The sequence below is a fragment of the Streptomyces sp. NPDC050534 genome, assembly GCF_044457745.1.
Lineage (GTDB): Bacteria > Actinomycetota > Actinomycetes > Streptomycetales > Streptomycetaceae > Streptomyces.
This window is the reverse complement of sequence record NZ_JBITHF010000005.1, coordinates 575,139-600,590: the sequence shown is the minus strand read 5'-3', so window position 1 is coordinate 600,590 and position 25,452 is coordinate 575,139. Positions and strand designations below refer to the sequence as shown.

At 71.1% G+C, this 25,452-nt stretch carries 23 protein-coding genes and 4 pseudogenes; 14 read left to right on the top strand and 13 right to left on the bottom strand.

The window, feature by feature from the left end:
• Nucleotides 1-253, bottom strand: a pseudogene (locus ACIBN2_RS20080) (DNA-directed RNA polymerase subunit alpha); the annotation flags it as partial.
• 197 nt (nt 254-450) lie between these two features.
• On the opposite strand from ACIBN2_RS20080, the gene ACIBN2_RS20075 reads away from it, so the two are divergent.
• Nucleotides 451-672 (top strand): hypothetical protein, encoded by a 222-nt coding sequence (locus ACIBN2_RS20075; RefSeq protein ID WP_393871122.1) that lies wholly within the window; start codon nt 451-453, stop codon nt 670-672.
• A 466-nt stretch (nt 673-1,138) separates the two neighbouring features.
• On the top strand, nt 1,139-1,519 hold the full coding sequence (locus ACIBN2_RS20070) for a VOC family protein (RefSeq protein WP_399135816.1): 381 nt from the start codon (nt 1,139-1,141) through the stop codon (nt 1,517-1,519).
• Between the two features lie 72 nt (nt 1,520-1,591).
• On the opposite strand, the gene ACIBN2_RS20065 is transcribed toward ACIBN2_RS20070, so the two are convergent.
• Nucleotides 1,592-2,332, bottom strand: coding sequence for a VOC family protein (locus ACIBN2_RS20065; protein ID WP_399135815.1), 741 nt, complete (start codon nt 2,330-2,332; stop codon nt 1,592-1,594).
• A 61-nt stretch (nt 2,333-2,393) separates the two neighbouring features.
• On the opposite strand from ACIBN2_RS20065, the gene ACIBN2_RS20060 reads away from it, so the two are divergent.
• Nucleotides 2,394-3,293 (top strand): GNAT family N-acetyltransferase, encoded by a 900-nt coding sequence (locus ACIBN2_RS20060; RefSeq protein WP_399135814.1) that lies wholly within the window; start codon nt 2,394-2,396, stop codon nt 3,291-3,293.
• Here ACIBN2_RS20060 and ACIBN2_RS20055 read toward each other — a convergent pair.
• The 3 genes from ACIBN2_RS20055 to ACIBN2_RS20045 all read right to left on the bottom strand — a co-directional run bounded on the left by ACIBN2_RS20055 (nt 3,283) and on the right by ACIBN2_RS20045 (nt 6,890).
• Entirely contained in the window at nt 3,283-5,091 is a 1,809-nt protein-coding gene (locus tag ACIBN2_RS20055; RefSeq protein ID WP_399135813.1) for an alkyl/aryl-sulfatase, read from the bottom strand. The two genes, ACIBN2_RS20060 and ACIBN2_RS20055, sit on opposite strands and share 11 nt — an antisense overlap.
• Before the next feature lie 63 nt (nt 5,092-5,154).
• Entirely contained in the window at nt 5,155-6,279 is a 1,125-nt protein-coding gene (locus ACIBN2_RS20050) for a M24 family metallopeptidase (protein ID WP_399135812.1), read from the bottom strand.
• A gap of 128 nt (nt 6,280-6,407) precedes the next feature.
• Nucleotides 6,408-6,890: a hypothetical protein gene (locus ACIBN2_RS20045; protein ID WP_399135811.1), complete on the bottom strand. Its 483-nt coding sequence runs from the start codon at nt 6,888-6,890 to the stop codon at nt 6,408-6,410.
• A gap of 413 nt (nt 6,891-7,303) precedes the next feature.
• On the opposite strand from ACIBN2_RS20045, the pseudogene ACIBN2_RS20040 reads away from it, so the two are divergent.
• Both ACIBN2_RS20040 and ACIBN2_RS20035 read left to right on the top strand, forming a co-directional pair.
• Nucleotides 7,304-7,995 (top strand): annotated as a pseudogene (locus tag ACIBN2_RS20040) (M24 family metallopeptidase).
• A 21-nt stretch (nt 7,996-8,016) separates the two neighbouring features.
• Nucleotides 8,017-8,508: an anthrone oxygenase family protein gene (locus ACIBN2_RS20035; RefSeq protein WP_399135810.1), complete on the top strand. Its 492-nt coding sequence runs from the start codon at nt 8,017-8,019 to the stop codon at nt 8,506-8,508.
• Here ACIBN2_RS20035 and ACIBN2_RS20030 read toward each other — a convergent pair.
• Nucleotides 8,489-9,352 (bottom strand): LysR family transcriptional regulator, encoded by an 864-nt coding sequence (locus tag ACIBN2_RS20030; protein ID WP_399135809.1) that lies wholly within the window; start codon nt 9,350-9,352, stop codon nt 8,489-8,491. The two genes, ACIBN2_RS20035 and ACIBN2_RS20030, sit on opposite strands and share 20 nt — an antisense overlap.
• 68 nt (nt 9,353-9,420) lie before the next feature.
• Here ACIBN2_RS20030 and ACIBN2_RS20025 point away from each other — a divergent pair, with 68 nt between their 5' ends.
• The 3 genes from ACIBN2_RS20025 (at nt 9,421) to ACIBN2_RS20015 (ending at nt 11,894) form a co-directional block, all read left to right on the top strand.
• Nucleotides 9,421-10,365, top strand: coding sequence for an EamA family transporter (locus ACIBN2_RS20025; protein ID WP_399135808.1), 945 nt, complete (start codon nt 9,421-9,423; stop codon nt 10,363-10,365).
• A 98-nt stretch (nt 10,366-10,463) separates the two neighbouring features.
• Nucleotides 10,464-11,174, top strand: coding sequence for a GAF and ANTAR domain-containing protein (locus tag ACIBN2_RS20020; RefSeq protein WP_399135807.1), 711 nt, complete (start codon nt 10,464-10,466; stop codon nt 11,172-11,174).
• 213 nt (nt 11,175-11,387) lie between these two features.
• A complete protein-coding gene (locus tag ACIBN2_RS20015; protein ID WP_399135806.1) occupies nt 11,388-11,894 on the top strand; it encodes a cupin domain-containing protein in 507 nt (168 codons plus the stop codon).
• Between the two features lie 34 nt (nt 11,895-11,928).
• Here ACIBN2_RS20015 and ACIBN2_RS20010 read toward each other — a convergent pair whose 3' ends face one another.
• The 3 genes from ACIBN2_RS20010 to ACIBN2_RS20000 form a co-directional block, all read right to left on the bottom strand.
• Nucleotides 11,929-12,753 (bottom strand): DUF1684 domain-containing protein, encoded by an 825-nt coding sequence (locus ACIBN2_RS20010; protein ID WP_399135805.1) that lies wholly within the window; start codon nt 12,751-12,753, stop codon nt 11,929-11,931.
• A 431-nt stretch (nt 12,754-13,184) separates the two neighbouring features.
• Nucleotides 13,185-14,384 carry an SPFH domain-containing protein gene (locus ACIBN2_RS20005; RefSeq protein ID WP_399135804.1) on the bottom strand — a complete coding sequence of 400 codons (1,200 nt, stop codon included), beginning with the start codon at nt 14,382-14,384 and terminating at the stop codon, nt 13,185-13,187.
• 14 nt (nt 14,385-14,398) lie between these two features.
• Nucleotides 14,399-14,650, bottom strand: coding sequence for a hypothetical protein (locus ACIBN2_RS20000; RefSeq protein ID WP_399135803.1), 252 nt, complete (start codon nt 14,648-14,650; stop codon nt 14,399-14,401).
• 256 nt (nt 14,651-14,906) lie between these two features.
• Here ACIBN2_RS20000 and ACIBN2_RS19995 point away from each other — a divergent pair, with 256 nt between their 5' ends.
• Both ACIBN2_RS19995 and ACIBN2_RS19990 read left to right on the top strand, forming a co-directional pair.
• Complete coding sequence (locus ACIBN2_RS19995; protein ID WP_399135802.1) at nt 14,907-15,821, top strand: SGNH/GDSL hydrolase family protein; 915 nt, start codon at nt 14,907-14,909, stop codon at nt 15,819-15,821.
• 134 nt (nt 15,822-15,955) lie between these two features.
• Complete coding sequence (locus tag ACIBN2_RS19990) at nt 15,956-17,101, top strand: acyltransferase family protein (RefSeq protein ID WP_399135801.1); 1,146 nt, start codon at nt 15,956-15,958, stop codon at nt 17,099-17,101.
• A 48-nt stretch (nt 17,102-17,149) separates the two neighbouring features.
• Here ACIBN2_RS19990 and ACIBN2_RS19985 read toward each other — a convergent pair whose 3' ends face one another.
• Nucleotides 17,150-17,617, bottom strand: coding sequence for a winged helix-turn-helix transcriptional regulator (locus ACIBN2_RS19985; RefSeq protein ID WP_399135800.1), 468 nt, complete (start codon nt 17,615-17,617; stop codon nt 17,150-17,152).
• Between the two features lie 119 nt (nt 17,618-17,736).
• On the opposite strand from ACIBN2_RS19985, the gene ACIBN2_RS19980 reads away from it, so the two are divergent.
• Complete coding sequence (locus ACIBN2_RS19980; RefSeq protein ID WP_399135799.1) at nt 17,737-18,231, top strand: PaaI family thioesterase; 495 nt, start codon at nt 17,737-17,739, stop codon at nt 18,229-18,231.
• A gap of 19 nt (nt 18,232-18,250) precedes the next feature.
• Here ACIBN2_RS19980 and ACIBN2_RS19975 read toward each other — a convergent pair.
• Nucleotides 18,251-18,968, bottom strand: a pseudogene (locus tag ACIBN2_RS19975) (maleylpyruvate isomerase family mycothiol-dependent enzyme).
• 80 nt (nt 18,969-19,048) lie between these two features.
• Here ACIBN2_RS19975 and ACIBN2_RS19970 point away from each other — a divergent pair.
• Nucleotides 19,049-19,528, top strand: a complete 480-nt coding sequence (locus ACIBN2_RS19970; protein ID WP_399135798.1) for an HIT family protein — start codon at nt 19,049-19,051, stop codon at nt 19,526-19,528.
• 86 nt (nt 19,529-19,614) lie between these two features.
• On the opposite strand, the gene ACIBN2_RS19965 is transcribed toward ACIBN2_RS19970, so the two are convergent.
• Nucleotides 19,615-19,854 (bottom strand): hypothetical protein, encoded by a 240-nt coding sequence (locus ACIBN2_RS19965; protein ID WP_399135797.1) that lies wholly within the window; start codon nt 19,852-19,854, stop codon nt 19,615-19,617.
• Complete coding sequence (locus ACIBN2_RS19960) at nt 19,832-20,548, bottom strand: M48 family metallopeptidase (RefSeq protein WP_399135796.1); 717 nt, start codon at nt 20,546-20,548, stop codon at nt 19,832-19,834. The genes ACIBN2_RS19965 and ACIBN2_RS19960 overlap by 23 nt, the downstream gene beginning before the upstream one ends.
• A 662-nt stretch (nt 20,549-21,210) precedes the next feature.
• On the opposite strand from ACIBN2_RS19960, the gene ACIBN2_RS19955 reads away from it, so the two are divergent.
• On the top strand, nt 21,211-23,943 hold the full coding sequence (locus ACIBN2_RS19955; RefSeq protein WP_399135795.1) for an MGH1-like glycoside hydrolase domain-containing protein: 2,733 nt from the start codon (nt 21,211-21,213) through the stop codon (nt 23,941-23,943).
• Nucleotides 23,940-25,389 (top strand): annotated as a pseudogene (locus ACIBN2_RS19950) (alpha-amylase family glycosyl hydrolase). Before ACIBN2_RS19955 ends, ACIBN2_RS19950 begins: the two are co-directional and overlap by 4 nt.
• Nucleotides 25,390-25,452: the final 63 nt, after the last annotated feature.

Sequence of the window (25,452 nt, the reverse complement as noted above, 5' to 3'; positions counted from 1 at the left end):
CGACCAGCTGCTTGATGTTGAGGATCAGGTCGGTGACGTCCTCCTTGACGCCCGGCACGGTGGTGAACTCGTGCAGGACACCGTCGATACGGATGGACGTGACGGCCGCACCCGGAATCGAGGAGAGGAGCGTGCGGCGGAGCGAGTTGCCGAGGGTGTAGCCGAAGCCCGGCTCCAGCGGCTCGATCACGAACCGGGAACGGAACTCGTCGACGACCTCTTCGGTCAAGGACGGACGCTGAGCGATCAGCACGAGGTAAAGCCTCCAGTGTTTGGCGCCCGCTATGTGACGCTGTAGACACCAAGAAGGGTACGGCCGGTTCGGACTTCTTTGACGCCGAACCGCCCCAGGCCGCCTGTCCACCAGCCGGCCGCGGGCTGAGCTCCCGCTGGAGGGGAGTCCAAGGATCAGCTACCACTGTCCCACTTCGTAGGCGCATACTGTGGTCAATGACAAAGCCTGCTGCTTCCAAGCGCCATCTGCCCACCAGCCCGTTCAAGGCTCCGGTCGCCCCGGCTCCCAAGCATTTCGCCGTGGGTGACCAGGTCACGCACGATGTCTACGGCCTCGGCCGCGTGATCGGCATCGAGGACGGAATCGCGGCGCTCGTGGATTTCGGCTCGACGCGGATGCGGATCCTGAGCCCGTACGCCAAGATGACCAAGCTTTAGAACCGCTGGTCGTGGCACGCCAGGTCCCTTTCGGGGATCTGTAACCAAAGGGAGACCTCTCATCGAACCGACGTCGCTGTTCTCCGCCCCGGAAGGGCAGCCCCGCGGTGCCGCCGCGGCATCGCCGCCTCCCGCGACGAACCCCTTCCAGGCCCCCGACTTCGGGGAGGACGAGGGCTTCCTTCACGAGGACGCACAGGAGCTCACCTCGGACCGGCGTGCCGGGCGCCCCAGGGCGGCCTAGCCCCCAGACGTGCGGGGGTTTCGCCTGCCGGCCCCCGTACGTCCTGCTGCGACCCGTCAGCGAGTGATCAGCGGTCGTACCAAGTGGCGGCAAAGGGGGCATGTCCCCCCTCGGCTTCGCTCGCGGTGAGGACGCCAAAAACGCTTCGCGCTCGATCACGTCGCCCGCTACGGTCTCGAGCGCGTGTCCAGCGTGTTCCCTCGCCGAGAGTAGGTCTCGTCCATGGCATGTCGTATCAGTGAGCTCGTGCTCGGTTGCCGCGATCCCGAGGTGCTGGCGCGGTTCTGGTGCGAGGTCCTGGACTTCGTGGTGCTCGACCGCGAAGACGACGGCACGCTCGAGATCGGGCCGCGCGAAGGATTCGGCGGACCGCAGCCGACGATCATCCTCAGCCGCAGGGACGAGCCGGAGAAGGGCAAGCCCCGGCTGCACCTCGACGTCAACCCCACCGACCGCGATCAGGACGCCGAACTCGAACGCCTCCTGAAGCTCGGCGCGCGTCCGGCCGACATCGGCCAGACCGGCGAGGAGCAGTGGCACGTCCTCGCCGACCCCGAGGGCAACGAGTTCTGCCTGCTCAAGGCCCGCCTCAACCCGCTGTGATCAATCCGCTGTGATCAATCAGCTCTGACGGTTCTGTGTGACCTCGGACGGTCCGGTACGGCGGCGCGGACGTCAGGACGGGGCAAGCACGCAGAACTCGTGGCCCTCCGGGTCGGTCAGGCAGGTCCATGGGACGTCGCCCTGGCCGAGGTCGAGGTCGGTGGCGCCGAGGGCTCGGAGTCGGGTCACCTCCGCTTCCTCGTCGTCGCCCGGGCGGGGCAGCAGGTCGAGGTGGACGCGGTCCGGCACGGTCTTCACGCCGGGTGTGCGGAGGAATTCGAGATACGGTCCGACGCCCTTGGCGGAGCGGAACACCGCTTGATCGTCGGTCACTTCGTGCAGGGTCCAGTCCAGCGCTTCGTCCCAGAAGCGGGCCATGGCCCGCGGATCCACGCAGTCGACCACCACTGCGGCGATCGGCCCGGTGTCCCGGTAGACCTCCCGGGGCTCCAGCACGCAGAACTCGTTGCCCTCCGGGTCGGCGAGGACCGTCCACGGCACGTCGCCCTGGCCGACCTGGGCGGGCGTCGCGCCCAGCGCCTCGAGACGCGCGATCAGGTCCGCCTGATGGGCCGCAGTGGTGGTGGCGAGGTCGAGGTGCACGCGGTTCTTCGTCGCCGTCCTGGGCCCCGGGACGGGGACGACGTCGATGCCGAGGGCTACCGGGTCCGGCCAGACGAGGCCGCCGGCGGGTCCGACGTAGGTGGTCACGCCCGGGCTGTAGGCACTCCAGCCGAGGGCCTCCGCCCAGAACCGGCCGACCGCCGAGGCATCGAGAGCCTTGATGTTCACCATGACAGGTCGCAGTGCCATGTCGGCGATCCTATGCATCCGAAGAGATGCATCCGAACAAACACATCAGGGATCATGAACCATGCGCCCGGATGACTGGCACCTCACCGACGACATCCACGAGTTCCTCGCCCGCGCCGGAGACTTCCTGCGTTTGCGTCCCGCCCTGCACAACACGCCGCTCACCACGATCGAGAGACTGCGTACGCGCGGGGCGGACGCGTTCGGCCCCGGCCCCGGAGCTGCTCCCCTTTTCGGTCACCTGGAGACGGCAGGCGAGGTTCGCGCCGTCTTCTATCGCCTTCCGGCCCTCAGCGTGACCCTCACCCCCCTCCTCCCCGAGTACGCCGACACACTCGCCGCCCGTCTCGCCGGCCTCGGCCACGCCCTCTCCGGTGTCACCGCGGACCACGACACCGCCGCCGCGTTCGCCGAGGCATGGCAGCGGCACGCGGCCGGCGTTACGGCCGTGGCCCACTGGTGGGGGCGTCCCCACCGGCTCGGCACCCTCAATCCACCTCGGCCGCGCCCGGAAGGCAGCGGGCGCGCCGTGGGCACGCGGGACCATGCGCAACTCGTCCGGTTCTGCAGTGAGTTCGTCGCCGACGTCGGTGAGGCCCCCTCCATGGACTCCGACGCCTGGGCCGTCTCACGCTTCGCCGACAAGCACTTCACCTTCTGGGAGACCCCGGACGGCACCCCCGTCTCCATGGCCGGGTCGACGTCGATGGTCGGCGGGATGATCCGGGTGGACCCTGTCTACACCCCCGCCCACCTGCGCGGGCGCGGCTACGCGGGCGCGGTCACCGTCGAGGTGAGCCGCGCCGCGCTGGACGCCGGCGCCACCGACGTCGTGCTGTTCACCAACCCCGACAACGCCACCAGCAACGCCCTTTACCAGCGCATCGGTTACGTCCCGGTCGCCGACTTCACCGGCTACCGGTTCGCCCCGGCCGAAGGCCCGCCCGGCGTCACGGCGTGACGATCGCGAAGTCCGGGTCCGGGGCGTCGAGGACCGACAGCAGCGTCTTCAGCGCCGTCGGGTCGCCCGTGTGCCGGATGGTCTCCAGGCCCTTGCCCGCCAGCATGCCCACCAGGTCCGCCTTCGTGAGGGTGAGGCCGAGGTCCGCCCCGTCGGCCGGTGCGCCGGTGCGGGAGTGGATGAGGACGCCGTTGTGGAGGGTCATGCGGTACATCTCGCCGAGGTCGGTGAAGTGCCAGTGCAGGGTGAGGTCTTCGTCCCATGCGCGGGGGCCGTTGACGCGGATGGCGAGGGAGTCGAAGACCTGCTCGACGGAGAGCGCGCCGACCATGCTGACGGCTCCGAGAGCGGTGTGCTTGACCCCCTGACGCAACTCCTGTGCTCCGGTGAGGTAGTTGTTGCGCCAGGTGGCGCACTCGGCGCCGTGGGCGAGTCGTTCGAAGGTCTGCGCCAGCAGTTCCTTGGCGTCGGTGTTGTCGGGGGCCGCGAAGACGGCGTGCTTGAGGAGTTGTGCGGCGAAGCGGAGGTCGCCCGCCTCCAGGTAGCCGCGGCCCTTTTCCAGTACGGCGTCGATGCCGCCGATGCAGTCGACGTAGCGCTTCGCCGTCTCGACCGGCGGGTGTTCCCACAGGGAGGCCGGGTTGCCGTCGTACCAGCCCATGTAGCGCTGGTAGACGGCCTTGACGTTGTGGCTGACGGAGCCGTAGTAGCCGCGTGCGTGCCAGGCTCGGGTGAGGGCGGGTGGAAGCTCCAGGAGTTCGGCGATCTCGGTACCGGTGTGCCCTTGGTTGGCCAGGCGCAGGGTCTGGTCGTGCAAGTAGCCGTAGAGATCGCGTTGTTCGGAGAGGAAGGTGCGGATGCGGTCGCGGCCCCAGGTCGGCCAGTGGTGGGAGGCGAAGAGGACGTCGGACTCGTGGGCGAACAGTTCCAGCGCCTCGTGGAGGTAGCGGGACCAGATGCGGGCGTCGCGGACCACCGCGCCGCGCAGGGTCAGGATGTTGTGCAGGTTGTGGGTGGCGTTCTCGGCCATGCACAGGGCCCGGCGCCCGGGAAGCAGGAAGTTCATCTCCGAGGGCGCCTCGGTGTCCGGGGTCATCTGGAAGCGGAACAGGACGCCGTCGAGGGCCTCCTCCTGGCCGGTGTGCCGGACGGTCAGGGTCTCGCGGATCAGTCCGGGCGTACCGGTGGACGCGGTGAAGCCGAGTCCGGTGCCGACCAGGCCGGTCGGTCCGCGGTCGAGGGTGGCGCCCGTGTGGTACATGCCGCGGCGCAGCATGGCCGTACCGGCGTAGACGTTCTCGGCGACGGAGTGCTCCATGAAGCCCTCGGGGGCCAGGACCGGCACGTCGGCGCCGGGAGCGATCACGCCGTGGACGCCGCCGAAGTGGTCGATGTGGGAGTGCGTGAAGACGACGGCCGTGACGGGGCGGTCCCCGCGCCGGGAGCGGTACAGCTCCAGTCCGGCCCGTGCGCACTCCGCCGAGATCAGGGGGTCGACGACGATGACGCCGCGTTCGCCTTCGATCAGCGTCATGTTCGAGAGGTCGTAGCCGCGGATCTGGTAGATGCCGTCGGTGACCTCGTACAGGCCCGCGCGGGCGCAGAGTTGGGACTGGCGCCACAGGCCGGCGTGGACGGTGTCGGGGCGCTCGCCGTCCAGGAAGGCGGTGTCGTCGAAGCTCCACACCACCCTGCCGTCGTCCGCGGTGATGGTGCCGGTGGCAGGGGACGCCACCAGGCCGCGGTCGGCGTCCTCGAAATCGGTGCGGTCGGCGAAGTCGGGCATCGTCTCGGTCATGAGAACTCCTAGGGCTCCGCGCCAACCGTCAGGTGGCGACGGTCATCCGGTTCGGGTTGGTGTTCAAGCGACGACGGCCATCTCGTGGGGAGCGTCGTTCAGACGCCGGCCGCCGTCCTCGGTGCACATGACGATGTCCTCGATACGCACGCCGAAGCGGCCGGGCAGGTAGATGCCGGGTTCGATCGAGAAGCACATGCCCGGCACGAGCGGCTGGTCCTCGCCTTCGACCATGTACGGCGGTTCGTGGGTGGTGACGCCGATGCCGTGGCCGGTGCGGTGGCTGAAGTGCCGCCCGTATCCGGCGTCGGTGATCACCCTGCGTGCGATGCGGTCGACCTCCTGACACGCCACCCCCGGCCGTACGGCCTCGAAGGCGGTCTGCTGGGCCTCGCGCACGATGTCGTGAACCTCGCGTTCCTCGGGGGAGGGCTCGCCGACGTGCACGGTGCGGGTGGTGTCGGAGCCGTAGCCGTGCTTGAGGCCGCCGAAGTCCAGGACGACCATGTCGCCGTCCTCGATGACCCGCTCCCCGGGCTCGTGGTGCGGGTTCGCGCCGTTCGGGCCGGAGCCCACCACGGTGAAGTCGACCTGGCTGTGGCCGTGTTCGCGCAGCAGGCGGGCGAGGTCGGCGGCCACGTCGGTCTCCCGGCGCCCCGCGAACCGTACGGTGAGGATCTCCTCGTACGCCGCGTCGGCCGCCGCGCCCGCCGTCGCGAGCCGGGCCACCTCGTGCTCGTCCTTCACCGCGCGCAGCATCGGCAGCGCGGTCGTCAGGGCGCGGTAGGAGGACCGCGGGAGGGTGTCCCGCAGGCCGAGGAGGTGCAGGGCCCAGGCGGAGTCGGAGATGCCGTAGCGGCCGTCGTCGGTCAGCAGCCTGCTCGCCGCGGCGTACGGGTCCTGCCCGTCGTGCCAGTCGGAGAGGCGTACCGCGCCCGCGCCGGGTGCGGCCTCCGCGGCGGGCCGCTCAAGGGCAGGTACCAGCAACTGCGGCTCGGCGTACTGGGTGAGCACCAGGAGCGTGAGGCGTTCGGTGATCGCCGTGGGCCGGTAGCCGCACAGCCAGACGAGGTCGGGGCCGGGCGTGACGAGCACCCCGGTGAGGTCGGCGTCGGCGGCGGCGCGGGCGGCCCGGTGCATACGGGCCGCGTAGTCCTGCGCGGTGAAGGCTTCGGGTGCGTGGATCATGGTGTTGCCTCGTGTACGGGTTCGTCGGGCGGAGTCGTGGCGGGTACGGGGGCCGGGCTGCGGGCGCGCTGCGGACGGCGGTGGCCCCTGCGGTGGAGCTCCGCGTCAGCCGTGCTGCGAGCACCGCGTCAGTACCGCAGCGCCCGCGCCACCTCGGTCTTCACCTGGCCGGAGAGCGAACGGTTGCTGCGGGCCGTCGCGTCGCCGGACTTGCCGGCCGGGACGTCCGACAGCGTGACGACGACCGTGTCGAGGGTGTTGCCGCTGGTGTCCGTGAAGTTGACCTGCACGCCGAAGGACTTGGTGGAGGACGCCGAGTTCTCGGCGGTCACCTTCACGCTCGCACGCCCGTCGGCCGTCGTCGGCCTGCCCAGCCGCACCGCGTCCTTGGCGTCTATGCCGCCCTTCAACTCGTCCAGCTTCTTGCCGGCCGACGCGGTCGCCGAGGCGAGGGCGTCCGCGCCGCGCGAGGCGAGGGAGGACGCGGCCGAGGCCGCCTTGCTCGCGGAGGAGCCGGGGCTGTTGCCGTTGTCGGAGCAGCCGGCCGTCCCGGCACCCACGACCACGGTCAGCAACGCACACGCCGTCCACCGCATGGGGTAGCGCGCCATGATGCCTCCTTGGCTCTCGTTCCCTCGGCCAAGTCAAGTACGAGGGCCCAGGGGCCGCAACGCGGAGCTCGGCCGATCGGCGCGGTCCGGTGACCGCGCGGGTGGGGGCGGTGGTGAGGAGGGTGACCGAGGTGCGCGTCTGCCACGTCCGCCACGGGTGCCGGCCTGGTCCGCGCGACGAGCGCGAGCACGTCGGGCACATCGGCCGCGCCCGGCTCGACGACATCGGCGCCACCGGCCTGATCGGGCCGTCCGCTGTCCGAGTGGGGAGTGGGGCCCCCGTTTTCCCCCACTTGCCCACCGCCCTCATCAACCACCAGCACCAGCACGGCCGGTCGATCAGCGCGACCCGCGGCAACGGGGATGCGGTTGCCGGTTGCCGTGGCGAATTCGGCCGCTCTACCGTCGGTCGCATGGCGGACGACGAGCTCATGCGCGCGGCGCGACTGCTGGACGCCCAGGCCAAGGCCGGGCGGCTGTTCGCGGAGATCGAGGAGCGCGGGCTGGTCGCGCCGGGCCAGGGCGAGCGGGCGGTCGGCGACCGGGTGCGGGATCTGGCGAACGAGCTGTTCGGCACGACCCGGCACTGGCACAAGCGGATCGTGCGCTCGGGGCCGAACACGCTCATGCCGTACCGGGAGAACCCACCGGACCGGGTGATCGGCGCGGACGACATCGTGTTCGCCGACTTCGGGCCGATCTTCGAGGAGTACGAGGCCGACTTCGGGCGGACCTTCGTCCTCGGCGGCGACCCGGTCAAGCTACGGCTGCGCGACGACCTGCCGCAGGTCTTCGCCGCCGGGAAGCGGTTCTTCGAGGAGCACCGGGACGTCACCGGGAAGGAGCTCCACGCCGAGGTGGGGCGGCTGGCGGCCGGCCGCGGGTGGGAGCTGGGCGGCTGGCACGCAGGGCACCTGGTCGGCGAGTTCCCGCACGAGAGGATCGACGGCGCGGACACGGAGTCGTACATCACCCCGGCCAATGCCACCCCGCTGCGCCGTACGGACCGTGCCGGGCGCGTTGTCACTGGATACTGGAGATTCATCTCGTAGACCGGGGGCGGGAGTTCGGAGGCTTCCACGAGGAGCTCCTCACCCTGGGGTAGTCCCGCGAGGGAGTGTGCACGATGACGAGTCCGGTTCTGGTCAGGATCGTTCGGTACACGAGTCTGCTGGGCTGCGGCATGCTCGCCGGGGTCGCGCTCACCGTGCTCTTCCTGGAGCTGGCGCTGCGCGACTTCACCGGCCCGGAGTACGTCCGCGTCCGGCAGGCCGAGTACGCCCCCTTCACCTGGTTCATCGGCGTCCTCCTGGTGCCGACGCTCGTCGCCGTCGTGATCCTCGCGCTTCGGGCGCGTGCGGAGCGCAGTCCCGAAATTCGGTGGCTGGCCTGGGCACTTGGCCTGCTCCTGGTGGCCCTTGCGGTCTCGCTCGTGGTCAACGGGCCCATCAACATGGAGCAGGTGGACTGGAGCGTGCAGTCTCCGCCCGGAGACTGGGCGCGCGTCCGTGACCGCTGGCAGATCGCCCACGCTGTACGGACCGTCGCCCTGGTGCTCGCCTACGGCTGTGTGAGCGTCGCGGTGCTCGACCGGCCGCTCAGGCTTGTGCGCCGGTGACGACCCCGTGGGCGAGGGCCAGCAGGTCCGGGAGGGCGGGGTGTCCGGGACCCTCGCGCCAGGCCAGGAAGACGGGGACGGGCGGTGCGTCCACGAGGGGCCGGAAGCTCAGGGACGGGTGGGTGTGATGGCTTGGGGTGGCCGTCGTGGAGACGCCCACAGCGCGGCCCGCGGCGATGGCGAAGAGCCACTCGTCGGTGTTGGTCACCTCGATGGTCGCGGCGGGGCGGGCCGTCGCCGGCCACAGGTCCGTCGTCGTCGTACCGGAGACCGTGTTGAGGGCGATCGGATGGGCCGCGAGGTCGGCCAGAGTGATCCGGGGCAGTTCGGCCAGGGGGCTGTCCGCCGGGATGACCACCACCCGCTCCTCCGACGTCAGCAGGTGCGTGCGCAGCCCGGACGCATTGACCGCGCCGCGCAGCACGGCGGCGTCCACCTTGCCCTGTGTGAGGCCCGCCGTGCGGTCGTCGATCCGCAGCAGATGCAGGGGGACGCCCGGGTACGTCTCGTCCCAGCGGCGCAGGAGCGGGATGGTGTGGTCGCCGAGCGCCGCCCACGGGTGCCCCAGCCGCAGCGGCCAGCTGCGGACGCCGCGCGGGTCCAGGGCGGTGTCCACGGCGGCGAGGGCGGCGGCGGCCTTGTCGCTGAAGGTGCGGCCCTCGGCCGTCAGCTCCAGGTGGTGGGTGGACCGGTCGACGAGGCGGGTGCCCAGGTGGTCCTCGAGCTGGCGCAGGGTGCGGGAGAGCGCGGGCTGTCCCACATGCAGGCGGGCGGCGGCGCGGGTGATGTTGCCCTCCTCGGCGATGACGAGGAAGGAGCGCAGATGCCGCAGCTCGATGGTCATGCCTCACAAGCATAACCGCAGCAGAATCGGCATTTCACGCGGAGGAGAAGGTTTCCTAGCGTGAGGGCATGACCTTCTCGTCGCGTACCTCGTCCGCCACGGCGCCCAGCTCCCCGGCCGTTCCTGCCGCCCCCGCCGCGCCCGCGCTCGTCCGGCACGCCGCAGGCCGCGGCACCCTCGGCGGCGTCGGCCTGGTGCTGGGCGGGACGGTGTCCGTCCAGTTCGGGTCGGCCTGCGCCGCGCTGGTGTTCCCGAGGGCGGGGGCTCTCGGCACGGTCGGGCTGCGGGTGGCGTTCGCGGCGGTGCTGCTGCTGGCCGTCGCCCGGCCCCGGCTGCGCGGCCACTCTGCCGCCGACTGGAGCGTGGCGGGCGGGTTCGGGCTCGCCCTCGGGGGCATGAACATCCTCTTCTACCAGTCCATCGACCGGATCCCGCTGGGTGCGGCGGTCACCCTGGAGGTGCTCGGTCCGCTGCTGCTGTCCGTCGTCGTCTCGCGCCGCGCCTCCGGCCTGCTCTGGGCCGGCCTCGCACTGGCCGGTGTCTTTCTGCTGGGCCAGGGCGGCTTCGGCCGGCTCAGCCTCGCTGGCGTGGCCTTCGCCCTCGGCGCCGGGGCGATGTGGGCCGCGTACATCGTGCTCAACGCCCGCGCGGGTGCCCGCTTCCCCCGCCTGGACGGCCTCGCCGTCGCGATGACCGTGGCCGCCCTGGTCAGCCTGCCTCTGGGCATCGCGGTCTCGGGCGGCAGGCTGCTGCAACCGGCGGTCCTCGGCCTCGGACTCGCCGTCGCCGTGCTCAGCTCCGCCGTGCCCTACACCCTCGAACTGCTCGCGCTGCGACGCCTCCCCGCGGCGACCTTCGCCGTGCTGACGAGCCTCGCACCCGCCTTCGCCGCGGCCGCGGGCTTCCTGGTGCTCGGCCAGGGCCTGTCGCCGTTCCAGTGCGGCGCCGTCGCGATGATGGTCACGGCGAGCGCGGGAGCGGTGCGGGCGGGCGGGCGCCGGTCGCCTGAATAGCGACGTCAGCCGTGTGCGCCCGCACCGGCCGGGTATCAGGTCCGCCGGGACCGGGCCGTCTCGGCTACGGTGGCGGCACCCGGTGATAGAGGCAGGTGATGACGGTGGAGTGGCGTGAATACGCCGAGCAGATGGCGGTGCTCGCACGGAAGCTGCTGGAGCAGGATTCGGTCCAGGCGACGCTCGACGAGATCGCCGCGGCGGCCGTCGAACTGGTGGAGGGCTGCGAGGCGGCCGGGATCCTGGCGGTGCGCAAGGGCCAGGCCGTGACCCTCGCCGCCTGCGGGAACATGGTCTCCGAATCCGACAGGCGGCAGGGCGAGCTGGGGGAGGGACCCTGCTTCGATCTGGCCCGCCGCAAGGACGGCGCGCGCGTCTTCCGCATCCCGGACATGACCCGGCCCCAGCCGACCTGGGAGCGCTTCGCGGCGGCGGCCCGCGAGCTGGGCGTCGGCAGCATGACCGGGGTGCTGCTGTACACCGACAACGACGACTTCGGAGCGCTGAATCTGTACGCGAGCCGCCCCGGCGCCTTCGGCAAGGACATCGAGACCGCCGGCTGGCTGCTGGCCTCCCACGCGGCCGTCGCCCTGGCCGATGCCCGTACCATCGACCAGCTCCAGCACGGCATGGAGACCCGGCATGCCATCGGCCAGGCCATGGGCATCCTCATGGAACGCCACGGCTTGAGCGAGGACGACGCCTTCGACGTCATGCGCCGCATCTCCCAGCACCACAACGTCAAGCTGCGCGACGTCGCCCAGCGGGTCCGCTCCGAACGCACCGACCGGCCTGACCACCGGGCCTGACAACAGGTGGGCGCAGGCGGCCGCCGCCGGGACCCGCCGACAGGTCCGGTGGCGACCGCCTCGCTCCAACTTGGCGTGTTCCAGGACGAGCTGACAAGGCAACCATCCAGACCCGTCAGGCGCGTGCCACTGAAGCGCGGGTCAGGAGCAGGCGCAGTACGTCCCGTGCCGCCGACAGCGCGGCGCAGCGCACATGATGCTAGCGTCCGAGCCATGAGCGAGCCCTTGACCACCCCCGGTGAGGGTTTCCACCCCCACCTCGGAGATGCGGCCGCAGAGCCGGCCGCCCCCCTGCGCACGCGGCTCCACCACATCCGCGCCGACGCGCTCGACGGTGACACCGCCCAGACCGGAGGCATGCGCCGGTTCGCCGCGATCAGCGGGAAGACGGTCGGCTCGGAGAAGCTGTGGATGGGCCGGACCCACGTCGCCCCCTCCACCTCCTCCTCCGACCACCACCACGGCGAGTCCGAGACCGCCATCTACGTCGTCAGCGGCCACCCCGAGTTCGTCTTCCTCGACGAATCGGGCTCCCGGCCGGAAGAGGTACGGCTGAGCACCGGCCCCGGCGACTACGTCTTCGTCCCCCCGTTCGTGCCGCACCGCGAGGAGAACCCCGACCCCGCCGAGGAGGCGGTCGTCGTCATCGCCCGCAGCACCCAGGAGGCGATCGTGGTGAACCTCCCGCACCTGTACGTGCTGGGGAAGGAAGACAGCTGATCGTTCCCCGGGGGTGTGCGAGGACGCACCCGCCTCAGGACCCGCCTCGCTCCCGGGGAATCTTCAGACCCGCCTCGATCGCCACCGCCAGTCGGTTCTCGGCCGGGGGCAGCGGGCAGGTGGCCAGGTCCGTGTAGGCGCACGGGAGGTTCGCGGCGCGGTTGAAGTCCAGGACGACGGTGCCGTCGGCGGAGGGCGGTTCGAGGGACAGGGAACGGTTGGCGGCGTAGGTGGTGACGCCGGAGGTCGCGTCGGTGAAGAGGACCATCAGGCGGCCCGGCCCGTGTCCGGGGAACGCGGTCAGGGACAGCCGGCGCCCGTCCAGTTCGAACTCGATCCTGCCCGGGGCGTCGTAGACATGCTCAAGGCCCTCGACCGCTGCGCCCACCGTGGTCGGCCGCGGTTCGTCGAAGGGGACGTAGCGGCCCGCCACGGCCCAGCGTGGGTCGGGGGCGAAGGCAGGTGTCCCGGTGAACGCCGTGCGCAGCGGAGCGTCCGGGTGCCTGGGGCGCACGATGTCGTTGCCGCCGCGCTTGGCGACCTCGATGACGGCGTCTCCCCACACCGCCTCGACGCCGCCGCGCTCGGCGATCACACCGAAGCGGTGCTCCCCGCGCACCGGTGTTCCGGCCACGACCAGTTCCTCACCGGCGTCGAGGGTGACGACCACCCCGTCCTCGCCGGTGTGCCACGCACCGGGCGCGTCCGGGAAGCGCTGCGGCGTCTCGTCGAGCCAGTGCAGGCCGGTGATCGCCAGGAAGCCGTGCGGAGCGGCGAGCCGGGCCTCCTGCGCGCGGTACCACTCCAGCCAGTTCTCGGTGAAGGCGTGGAGGTCGGTCGTGGTCGCCTCGGTGGTCATGCGTTCTCCTTCGCTGTCCCGTCAGTCGGATTCGCTGTCCTGTCAGTCAGAACGGGTGCCGGACGGAGGCGCATTCCGGCCCGCGTATGACAGCTTCATGGCAGTTGTGTGTCCTCGTGGCAGCCATGCGTACGGTATGATTGATCACGAGCTGGTCGCCGCAACTGCGGATGGCTGGTGCTGCGTTGGTGGTCCAAGGAAAGACGCCCCGCTTCCTGCGGGGAAATGCAGGTGCAAGGCCTGCCCGGCGCTCGGACACGGGCCCGTTCACGCGTACAGCGTGGACGGGCCCGTTCGTTGTACGCCACATCGCCACATCGCCAGATCGCCAGATCGCCAGATCGCCACATCGGCACATCGTCGAGGCCCCGGACGCCCACATGCGTCCGGGGCCTCGACGGCACCGACTACCCGCCGATCACGGCCAGTTGCTAGTCCACGTCCACCGGGCCGTCGTCCGACTTCTTCTCCCTGCCCGAGCGCAGCTGCAGCAGCCCCCCGCCGTTGCCGCCGTTTCCGCCGTCCTGGGGACGGGGGTTGTCGGTGGCCTCCTGACCGTTGAGGTTCTGGCGCACCGAGTCGAGGATCGTCAGGCCCTGGGAGACCAGACCGGCGGCGATCTCGCCCAGACCGTCCGCGCCGTTGAGGACGTTGACGTTGGCGCCGGCCAGACCGCCCGCCGCCTCCTTCACGATCTGCGGCAGCTGGTCGATCAGCATCCGGTCGAGCGCGACGCGGTCGTAGGAGGCCGCGGCCTCCGCCTGGATCTTCATGCGCTGCGCCTCCGCAGAGGCGAGGACTCGGATGCGCTCGGCCTCCGCCTCGGCCGGCTTCACGACCTCGGCGACCAGCTGCTGCTGGCGCAACTTCGCCTGCCGCTCGGCCAGTTCGGTCTGCGCGGCGAGCACCTCCTGCTGGGCGTGGGCCTGAGCCAGCGGCCCCGCCTGGCCGGCCTGCGCCTGCGCCCGGTCCACCTGGGCCGAGTACTCCGCCTTGACGACGGCGGTCTGCCGGGCGTACTCGGCCTGCTTGCGCTCCGCCTCCTGCTGCGCCTCAGCCGCCGTCTGGGTGGCCTGCGCCTGCGCGATCTGGGCCTGCCGCTGGATGGCTGCCCGGTGTGGCGCGGACATCGCGTCGATGTAACCGGCGTCGCCGTCGTCGATGGACTGGATCTGCAACGAGTCGACGATCAGACCGATCTTCGCCATCTCCATCTTGGAGGTGTTCAGCACCTCCGCGGCCAGCTTCTGCCGCTCGGTGACGATCTCCTCGACCGTCATCGAACCGATGATGGCGCGCAGGTGGCCCGCGAAGATGCGCCCGGTCAGCACCGACATCTGTTCCTGGTCGGAGAGGAACCGCTGGCCCGCGTTGATGATGCTCTCGTTGTCGTTGCCGACCTTGAAGGCGATGACGGCGCGCACGCTCAGGGCGATGCCCTGCTTGGTCACACAGGTCTCGGTGACCTCGGCCTCGTTCATCGAGAGGGTCAGGAAGCGGGTCTTGCGGAAGAACGGCGGCACGAACTTGCCGTGCCCCGTCACGACTCGGAACGGCGCGCCCCCCAGTCCCCGCCGGCCCCCCGAGATCAGCATCGCCTCGTCGGGAGCGGGAACGCGGTATCCGAACATTTCTTGTCTACTCCTCAGTCGGCGCCGACGGTGTCACCGCCGAGCGCGTCCAATGGATCCGCCCACTCGATGACGCCGACCTCTCGACATCCACGCGACTCGATCACGAGTACCGTCGCCCCCGTAGGCAGTGGTTCTTCGGACCAGGCGAGGAAAGTCTCGGAGCCGCCTCGGACGCGCACCAGGATTTCGCCGGGGCCCGCGGATCCGCGTGTTCCGATGAGCACCTGCCCGGTACAGCCGATGACGGCGTCGTCCTGCGCCATCACGCTCGCTCTCCTCTTTCCTGACCCATGATTCAGACGATAGACCCACCTGGGTCGGGGACCCAACGGGCATGGCGTCCAAGGTTGCCCGGCCGTGACGTGCCGACGCCGACCGTGCCGTACCGACTGCCTCCCGCCTCTATCCGCGGGCACATACCGAGCGGTATACAGACTCCGTCGCGTGTGACGCCCGCACCCCGTGTGCCGGTTCCGCGCGACGTCCACGTCTTCGGGGGCGGATCTGGGGGAGGATCGCATGACGGACGAAACACGTTCGGGAAGATCGGCGAGACGGCGGCAGGGAATCGCGGTGGGGGTGGCGCTCGGCAGCTGCGCCCTCGTGGCGATGTCGACGTCGCCGGCCGCCGCGCACGGCGGCGGACACGGCCGCGGCACCAGCTATGCGGCGCTCGGGGACTCCTACACCTCGGGCCCCGTCATTCCGACGCAGGTGGACGCCAACTGCGCGCGCTCGGACCACAATTACCCCTCGCTCGTCGCGGCGGCACGCAAGATCGGCGCGTTCAAGGACGTGAGCTGCAGCGGCGCGACGACCGAGGAGATGTGGAAGCCGCAGGGCACCAACGGCCCGCAGCTGGACGCCGTGAACCGGGACACCGACCTCGTGACGGTGCAGATCGGCGGCAACGACATCGGCTTCGGCTCCATCATCGGCACCTGCGCCAAGCTCGCGGCCACGGATCCGGCCGGGGACCCGTGCCGCCAGTACTACGCCTCGTCCGGGTACGACCAGCTCGCGGTCAACATCCTGAAGACCGCACCGAAGGTGGACGCGGTGCTGCGGGCCGTGCACGACAGGGCGCCGCACGCCCGGGTGCTCGTCGTCGGCTACCCGGACCTGCTGCCCGACGACGGCAGCGGCTGCTACCCGGCGGTGCCGTTCGCGGCCGGGGACTTCCCGTATCTCCGCGACACCGGGAAGCGGCTGAACCTGATGCTCCGGCTGGTGGCCGGGTTGAACCACGCCGAGTACGTCGACACCTACGGGCCCACCCGCGGCCATGACATGTGCAAGGCACCGGACGTCCGCTGGATCGAACCGCTCCAGCCGGCCTCGCCCGCCGCCCCCGCGCATCCGAACGCCAAGGGCGAGGAAGCGATGGCGCGTGCTGTCCTCGAACGCCTGGGCAAGGGGCACGGCCGGTACTGAGCGGAGTCGCGACCGATGTTCCTGGCATTGGTGTGACGTCGGGTACGGGACGGATTGAAAGGGGCTGAGCGGGCAACGTTCCCCTTCATGCCCCTTTTCATGCCGCCCATGCACGGCCCCCGGCAGGTGATTCGATGACGACGGCGACCAGGGCGACCAGGACGCCCCCCGCCACCTCGACCACCGCCCTCGCCAAGGGCTCCAAGCCCGCTCCACCGGCCTCGCTGCCCTCCCTCACCGGGCTGCGCTGGGTCGCCGCGCTGCTGGTCTTCGGACTGCACGTGAACAACTTCCGCTATTTCGACGGCACCGGCGGTCGTGTCGTCACCTGGGCGTTCGGGGCCGGCGCCACGGGTGTGTCGTTCTTCTTCGTGCTCTCCGGGTTCGTTCTGACCTGGTCCGCCCGGCCGGGCGACCGCGCCCCCGCCTTCTGGCGGCGGCGCATCGCCCGCGTCCTGCCGGTGCACCTGGTGACCGCCGCGATCGCGCTGCTCATGGCCTTCACCCTCGAGCACCAGTCGATGCCGTCGTTGGGCCAGGGGCTGGCCAACGTACTGCTGGTGCACTCCTGGTGGCGCCCGTGGTGGCAGACCCTGGACCCGGTCAGCTGGTCCCTGGCCTGCGAGGCATTCTTCTACGCCCTCTTCCCGCTGCTGGCGGTCGGGCTGCGCCGCCTCGGCGCCCGGGGAGCGGCCGCCGTGGCCGGCCTGTCGGTGCTGGCGGTCCTCGCCGTGGCCTGGGTGAACGCACAGCACTGGCTGAGCCAGCCGATCGACTCCCTGCCGCTCGCGCGGCTGCCGGAGTTCGTCCTCGGCGTCGCCGTCGCCCGCCTGGTGCTGCTCGACCGGTGGCGCGGCCCCGGCCTGGAAGCCTCCCTCGCGCTGGCGGTCATCGGCTACTTCCTGGTGCCGCAGGTCACCACCGACTACCGGGCCACCACCTGCACCGTCATCGGCTTCGCCCTGCTCATCCCGGCGGCGGCCGTCGCGGACCTGCGCGGCCTGCCCTCCCTGTGGCGCGGCCGGCGCCTGGTCAGACTCGGCGAGCTCTCCTTCGCCTTCTACATGGTCCACCTGCTGGTGCTGCGCGCCGGGACCAACGTGATCGGCGTCAAGCCCCGCTTCGGCCTGACCGGCGGACTCGCGGTCACCGCCGTCGCCTTCGCCCTCTCCCTCGGACTGTCCTGGCTCCTCTACGAGGCGGTGGAGGGCCCCGCCCGCCGGCTGCTGCTGCGCAGACGCCGCTCCGCCCGTACCCAGCCGGCCCGGCAGCCGGCGTAGAGCGGGAGACGGCGAGCCCGGGGCTCTCGGGCGGCGAGCCCGGGGCTCTCAGGCGCGCGGGCGCGCGGCCGGTCCCGGCCGGACCGTGACCTCGGCCGGGGAGAGCGCGGTGTGCTCGTCGGGGCACTCGACCACGACCCGCACCGCCGCGCCGCAGTCGCGGTGGCGGATGTCCAGGACCGGGCCCTCGGGATCGCCGACGTACGTCTCGCCCCACTGCCGCAGCGCCACCAGGACGGGCCACAGGTCGCGGCCCTTGGGGGTGAGGCGGTACTCGTTGCGGGTCCGGCTGCCGCGCTCCTGGTAGGGGACGGCGGTCAGAATCCCGGCCGCGACCAGCTTGCGCAGCCGGTCGGCGAGGACCGCCTCGGACAGCCCCACATGGCGGCGGAAGTCGTCGAAGCGGCGCACCCCGTTGAAGGCGTCGCGCAACAGCAGCAGGGTCCACTTCTCGCCGACCAGGTCCAGGGTGCGCTGGACCGTGCAGTTCTCGGTGCTCGTCTCGAGCCACTTCATGCAGCCATCCTAGAGCCCTGGCTTCGTCATTGACAGTCAGCTGAGGAGAGAGCTAGCTTCTAGAAACGTAGTCAGAGGGTCCACGAGGGGACTCGGGACCGAGGAGGAAGCGCCGCCGTATGGAACGCTCTCGTACGTACGACTGGGACGACCCCGCCATCTCCGCGGCCGTCGTCGGGCAGGACTCCGGGCTGCACTTCCTGCGCGAGATGCTCGCCGGGCGGCTGCCCTCGCCGCCGATCGCCGCCACCCTGGGCATGGCGCTCGAAGAGGTGGACCACGGCCACGCGGTGTTCTCCCTGGAGCCGGGCGAGGAGCACTACAACCCCATCGGCAGCGTCCACGGCGGGATCTACGCGACGATGCTCGACTCGGCGGCCGGCTGCGCGGTGCAGTCCACCCTGCCGCAGGGCATCGGCTACACCTCGGTCGACCTGACCGTGAAGTTCCTGCGCCCGGTCACGGCCGACACGGGCAAGGTCCGTGCCGTCGGCCGCGTCCTCAGCAGCGGCCGGCGCACCGCACTCGCCGAGGCTCAGCTGCTCGACCCGGCCGACCGCCTCCTCGCGCACGCCACCAGCACCTGCATGCTCTTCCCGGTGCCGGGCGTCTGACGGACAACTCCCGTACCGCTCAGCTCTCTTGCTGCCGCTCGTCCATGCCCGCCATCAGGGCTTGGTGACTGCGGCGGACATGCTCGCGCATCACGCGCTCCGCGCCGTCGCGGTGTTCGAAGAGACGTCGGTCGCCGTCGAGCTTCAGGGAGTCCACCGGGATACGGCCGTACAGGGTGAGGACCAGCTCGCCGGCCGTGCCCCGGGCGGCCGCGGCGGCCGCCTCCGAGCCCTCGCCGGAGTTGGTGACGGGCGAGGGGAGACGGGTGATCCGCGCGCCGTCCGCGGAGAGCGAGAGGCGCCAGGAGCGGCCCTCGGTGGCGTGGTAGTCGACGGCGGCCGCCTCGTGTGGCCAGGCACTCGTCGCCGCGCAGCAGGTGGACAGGAACTCGTCGACACCGTCGAGTGCCACCTCGTCCGGCAGCGGCTGCGGGGCGCCTACGGTGATCTGGGCGTCGTAGGCGCGTGCACCGTGGCCTCCTGGACCTGGTGCCGGGCGACGGCACCGGCCGTCTGCGGAGACTCCGACGCACCCCACCACGTCCGGCAACCGCGATCCGGGCCGGCCTCGCGCAGCGCGCTCAGCAGCTGCGCCGTCGACTCGGCCGACCAGGCCAGCAGCGGCGCAGCCGGTGCGGCCTCCGGAGCGGTCCCGGCCGGGCGGGCGGCGGCGGGCCCCGCGGCGACGACGGCGGCCCACCGGCGAGGCGACGCACCCCGCCCAGGTGGTGCACCAGCTCGAAGAGCGTCCGTGATCACCGCCCTTGGATTTTCCCGGCGAGCAGGGGTCTTGATCATTTGCGGGTACGCTCGGGCCATGACCGACGACTGGCGGAAGGACCGGATCAAGGCCGCTCTGCGGGGCGAGAACCCGACAGTGCTGCGGCGGCTCGAGTCCGGCTTCGCGGTGATCGGCGACGTCCAGTTCCTGCCCGGGTACTCGGTTCTCCTCGCGGACGAACCGGGAGTCCAGCGGCTGTCCGATCTGCCGAGGGCCAAGCGGCTGTCGTTCCTGTCCGGCATGGACCGGCTCGGAGAAGCGGTCGAGCGGGCCTGCCGCCGGCTGGACCCCGGTTTCCGCCGGGTCAACCTGGAGATCCTCGGCAACACGGACCCGTTCCTGCACGCCCATGTCTGGCCGCGGTTCGAGTGGGAGCCGGCCGAGCTGGTGGGCAGGCCGGTATGGCTGTATCCGCCCGACCGCTGGAGCGACGAGCGGTTCAGGCTCGGCCCGCGCCACGACGAGCTGCGTGCCGCGATCGGCGGCGAACTGGACCGGCTGCGTCCGGCGGTCTGACGGCGCGGGCGCGGATGCCCGCCCCAACGCACTTCCTGGAGCTACCTGTTCCGGCACGCCTCGGCTCCGGCTCCGGAACCGGCTGCCTAGAAGTCGAGGCCCTCTCGTGCGATCCGTCGGGCCAGCGCGGTGCGTGCCGGGGCCAGTTCACCGGTGATGGTGCGTTCGCCGTCGGCGTCCGTGAGGACGGTGGCGGGGACCGGCGTGCCTGCGAGCAGACACGTACGCCTGAGATGGGTCGGCGGATGAGTCGCGTCGACACTGTGCCCGCGCCGGGCGCCCACGCGTCGCAGGCGCTCGTACTCATGGGCGGGGATCGAGGCCATGTGGGCCCGGAGGCTCTCCCAGACGTGCTCGGCCGCGTCCTCGGCCGCGCGGACACCGCGCCCCCCGGGTGAGAGCTGCCCGGTTGGCCTCGCGGCGGAGGACGACGTCGACGGACTCCACGACCAGGAGCAGGTCCAGCAGCTCCTCCGCCGCCGCGGTCGAACCGGCGGAGGCGGCCCCGCGGTCCGCCAGGTACTCGGCTCGCTGGGCGGCCCGGAACGTCAGGTGGTCGAGTAGCGTCAGCAGGCTCAGGACGAGCAGGCGCGGCACCGCGAAGACCAGATTGACGAACATCTCGATGAGCGTCGGATCCGGAGTCGGGGCGAAGTAGTAGTGCCAGGCCGTGAGCGAGGCGTAGGCCCGGGACACGACGAGGGCGCGGCGGGTGTCGCCGTTGCTGTAGTGGGCGAGTTCGTGGCCGAGCAGAGCGATTCTCTGCTGCGGTGTGAGGATCTCCCACAGGGGCAGCCCCAGGGTCAGTTGCCGCCGCCCGCGCAGCCCGTGGGAGTTGACGCTCGCGTTCGGCTGCGTGTCGACCACGATCCGGTCGACCCCGCGGGTGCCCACGGTCCGGGCGATCTCGTCGACCAGTGCGTAGAGTCCCGGCGCATCCGCGCGCAGCAGCACGGGGCCCGAGTCCGGCAGGTGCGGGGCCCGCGGTCTGAGAGACCAGGCCAGAGCCAGGAGGAGCACCCCGGGGACCATGCCCGGTCTGCCCCATCCGCGTGGCAGCCACCACACTCCGCCGATGGCGAGGACCAGGGTGACGGCGTGGACGGCGAGCGCGATCCCGTGGGCGAGTGCCGAGGCCGCGCGTCGCGTCCGGTGCGCGGATCGCCGGACGTCAGCTCGGCCAGCAGTCTCTCGCCGTGCCGTCGGGCCAGGGCGCGCCGGGCCCGCTCCAGCCTGTCCCCTTCCGGCCGCGGAGGCTCCGGGTCGACGTTCCATTCGCAGGCACCGCACCAGGTGACGAACCTGTCGTCCACCGGCATGTCGGCAGCGCACTGCGGACACGTCTCGAACTTCTCCACGTCGACGCGCACGGCTGCGCTCCCCCCACCCCTACGGCCCCTCCCAGAGGCCGCCTGGACATGACAGTCCGAGGCGATCACGGCGTACGGGCCCCGGTAAAGACTTTCCCAGGTCCGAGGCCGGTCCGTAAGGGAGACGAGACGGGCCGAAGGAGCGGCGGTCGTCGCGTCCGCGACATGATCCGGACGCAAGGTCGGCGTGCCGTCCTCCGCCCCGGCCCGGCCCTCGCATGAGGAAGTCCCCCCTCCGCCCCCCACCCATTGCGACCAAGTCCGGCACGTCCGAGTCTGAGGGCAATGCCGGTTTGGTGAGGGAGGCGGACCATGGTGATGAGCGGCGCGACGGGTGCCGAGCGGCAGCGGCTCGCGGCGGCGGACGCCGGGCGGGTGGCCTGGCGTCGCTGGGGGCCCTACCTCAGCGAGCGGCAGTGGGGGACCGTCCGGGAGGACTACAGCGCCGACGGCGACGCCTGGGCGTACTTCACCCACGACCAGGCCCGCTCCCGCGCCTACCGCTGGGGAGAGGACGGCATCGCGGGCGTCAGTGACGACAAGCAGCGGCTGTGCTTCGCGCTCGCCCTGTGGAACGGCCGCGACCCCATCCTCAAGGAGCGGATGTTCGGTCTGACCAACCAGGAGGGCAACCACGGCGAGGACGTCAAGGAGTACTACTTCCACCTCGACAACACGCCCACCCACTCGTACATGAAGTACCTGTACAAGTACCCGCAAGGCGAGTTCCCGTACGCCGACCTCGTCGCCACCAACAAGGCCCGCGGGCGCGGCGACTTCGAGTACGAGCTGCTCGACACCGGCGTCTTCGACGAGGACCGCTACTTCGACGTCTTCGTCGAGTACGCCAAGGCCGGTCCCGAGGATCTGCTGATCGAGATCACCGCGCACAACCGCGGGCCCGACGAGGCGACCCTCCACCTGCTGCCGACGCTCTGGTTCCGGCACACCTGGTCCTGGGCCGACGGCACCGCCGTGCCGAGCCTGCGGCACACGGGCGGCGCCATCCGCGCCGACCACGACGAACTCGGCCCCCGCCGACTGTACTTCGACACCGACACCCCCGTCCTGTTCACCGGGAACGAGACGAACGACGAGCGCATCTTCGGCAGCCCGAACACCACGCCGTACGTCAAGGACGGCATCGACCGGTACGTCGTGCAGGGCGAGACGACGGCCGTCAACCCGGCGCAGACCGGCACCAAGGCGGCCGTACACCACACCCTCGTCATCCCCGCCGGCGAGAGCGCCACCGTGCGGCTTCGGCTGTCCGACACCGAACTCGCGGATCCCTGGGGCGATTTCGCCGTCACCTTCGACGCCCGGCGCAGCGAGGCCGACGCCTTCTACGAGGACGTCGTCCCCGACGGCATGGGCGAGGACGAGCGACGGCTCGTGCGGCAGGCCCTCGCCGGGATGCTGTGGAGCAAGCAGTACTACTACCTCGACGTCGAGCGCTGGCTGGCCGAGCACGGCGTCGATCCGCTCGCCGCCGACCCCGGCCTCCGCAACAGCGCCTGGTACCACATGATCAACGACGAGGTCATCTCGATGCCGGACACGTGGGAGTACCCGTGGTTCGCGGCCTGGGACCTCGCCTTCCACACCATCGCCCTGTCGATGATCGACATCGGCTTCGCCAAGTCGCAGCTGGAGCTGCTGCTGCGCCGCCTGTACCTCCATCCCAACGGGCAGATCCCCGCCTACGAATGGAACTTCGGCGACGTCAACCCGCCGGTGCACGCCTGGGCGGTCCTCTTCGTCTACGAGCTCGAGAAGCACCGCACCGGCCACGCGGACCGCGCCTTCCTGGAGAACGCCTTCCAGAAGCTGACGAAGAACTTCACCTGGTGGCTCAACCGCAAGGACGTCGACGGCAACAACGTCTTCCAGGGCGGCTTCCTCGGCCTCGACAACATCGGCGTCTTCGACCGCAGCGCACCCCTGCCCACCGGAGGCCACCTCGACCAGGCCGACGGCACCGCGTGGATGGCGCTGTACTGCCAGAACCTCTTCGACATCGCCCTCGAACTCGCCGTGGACAACCCGGTCTACGTCGAGCAGGCCCAGATGCTCTTCGAGCACTTCGCCTGGATCGCGGTCGCCATGAACCGCATCGGCAAGGACAACGCCACCCTGTGGGACGAGGAGGACGGCTTCTTCTACGACGTCCTGCGCCGGCCCGACGGCAGTGCCACCCGGCTGAAGGTGCGCTCCCTGGTCGGCCTGCTGCCACTGGCCGCGACCAGCGTGATCGGCGCCGCGGCGGCGACGAACTTCCCCCAACTGGTCGCGGGCGCACAGGAGTTCATCAAGCGGCACCCGGCCGTCGAGGCCGTCGTCGCGCAGCGGGTCCCCGCGGACCCCGAGCGCAAGGGCCGTTTCCTGTTCGCCCTGTTCGGCGAGGACCGGCTGCGCCGCGTGCTGGCCCGGATGCTCGACGAGCAGGAGTTCCTCGGCCCGCACGGCATCCGGTCCCTCTCCCGCCACCACGCGGAGCACCCGTACCGCTTCGACGTGAACGGGCAGGAGTACGGCGTCGGCTATCTGCCCGCGGAGTCCGACTCCGGCATGTTCGGCGGCAACTCCAACTGGCGTGGCCCGGTGTGGTTCCCGATGAACCTCCTCATCATCCGCGCGCTGCTGAACCTGCACGGCTACCACGGCCCCGGCTTCACGGTGGAGTGCCCGACCGGCTCCGGCCGGCAGCTCAATCTCTACGAGGTCGCCCGCGAGATCTCCGACCGGCTCACCTCGACCTTCCTGGTCGGTGAGGACGGCCACCGTCCGGTGCACGGGGCCCAGCCCAAGTTCGCCAAGGACCCGTACTGGAAGGACCTGATCCTCTTCTACGAGTACTTCCACGGCGACAACGGCGCCGGCCTCGGCGCCTCCCACCAGACCGGCTGGACCGGACTGGTGGCGGCCACCGCGACCCTGTTCCACAGCATCAGCGCCGAGGACGTGGAGCGCGGCGGCAGGGAGTCCCTGCGGCCCGCGGACGAACGGTTCATGGGCGCGAGCGACGAGGAGCCTCTGTCATGACCGTGATTCATGAGATCAACACCCTCGTGTGGCTGGGCGAGTTGAGCCGGAGGTACGGGCGCCCCGTCACCCTGGCAGACGTACCCGCCGACGCCTGGGACGAGGTGGCACGGCCCGGCATCGACGCCGTCTGGCTGATGGGTGTCTGGCGGCGCAGCCCGGCCGGTCTGGCGATCGCCCTGCGCGACGAGTCCCTGCGCGCCTCCTTCCGCGACGCCCTGCCCGACCTCACCGAGGCGGACATCGCCGGATCCCCGTACTGCGTACGCGACTACGTCGTCGACGACACCCTCGGCGGCCCCCGCCGGACTCGCCGAGGCCCGTTCCCAACTCGCAGCGCGCGGCCTGCGGTTGATCCTGGACCACGTCCCCAACCACGTCGCCCCCGACCACCCCTGGCTCACCGAGCGCCCCGGCTGCCTGATCCACGGCACACCCGACGACCTGGCCGCCGCGCCGGACGCCTTCATCGAGGTCTCCGGGCAGATCTACGCCCGCGGCCGCGACCCGTACTTCGCCCCCTGGCCCGACGTCGTGCAACTGAACGCCTTCAGCGACGAGTTGCGCACCGCCGCCGTGGACACCCTCATCTCCATCGGCGACCAGGCCGACGGCGTGCGCTGCGACATGGCGATGCTGATGATGAACGACGTCTTCGCCAAGACCTGGGGCGACCGGGCCGGACCGCACCCGGCCGAGGACTTCTGGCCGTACGTCATCGAGCGGGTACGGGCCCGCCACCCCGACCTCCTCTTCGTCGCGGAGGCGTACTGGGACCTCGAATGGACCCTGCAGCACCAGGGCTTCGACCACTGCTACGACAAGCGGCTCTACGACCGCCTCGTGCACGAGGACGCCGGATCGGTCCGCACCCACCTCCAGGCCGATCTCGCCTACCAGCGCGGCCTCGTCCGCTTCCTGGAGAACCATGACGAACCGCGGGCCGCCGCCACCCTCCCGGGCGGACGGGAGCGCGCCGCCGCCGTCACCGTCGCCACGCTGCCCGGCGCGACGCTCTGGCACCAGGGCCAGTTCGAGGGCCGCACAGTGCGCCTGCCGGTGTTCCTCTCGCGCGGGCCGCAGGAGCCGGCCGACGAGCAACTGCGGTCGTTCTACGGCAGTTTGCTGCCGGCGGCGGCGGCCGTACGCGACGGGGAGTGGCGGCTGCTGGACACCGCCGGATGGCCGGACAACGACAGTCACCGGAACCTGCTCGCCTGGAGCTGGACCGGCACCGGCGCCCGCCACGTCGTGATCGTCAACTACTCCGGCATCCCGGCCCAGGGTCTCGTCCTGCTGCCCTGGTCCGACCTGGCCGGCCTGGCCTGCCGGCTGACCGACCTGCTGGCGGGGCAGACGTACGACCGCGACGGCGACGGCCTGCTCGCGCCGGGTCTGTACGTCGACCTGCCGGCGTGGCACTCCCATGTGCTGGCCCTGACCTGAGAGACGCACGTGGTAGAAGCGGACCATGAACAACTCCCGCACAGCACCGAGCCGGAACGGCGG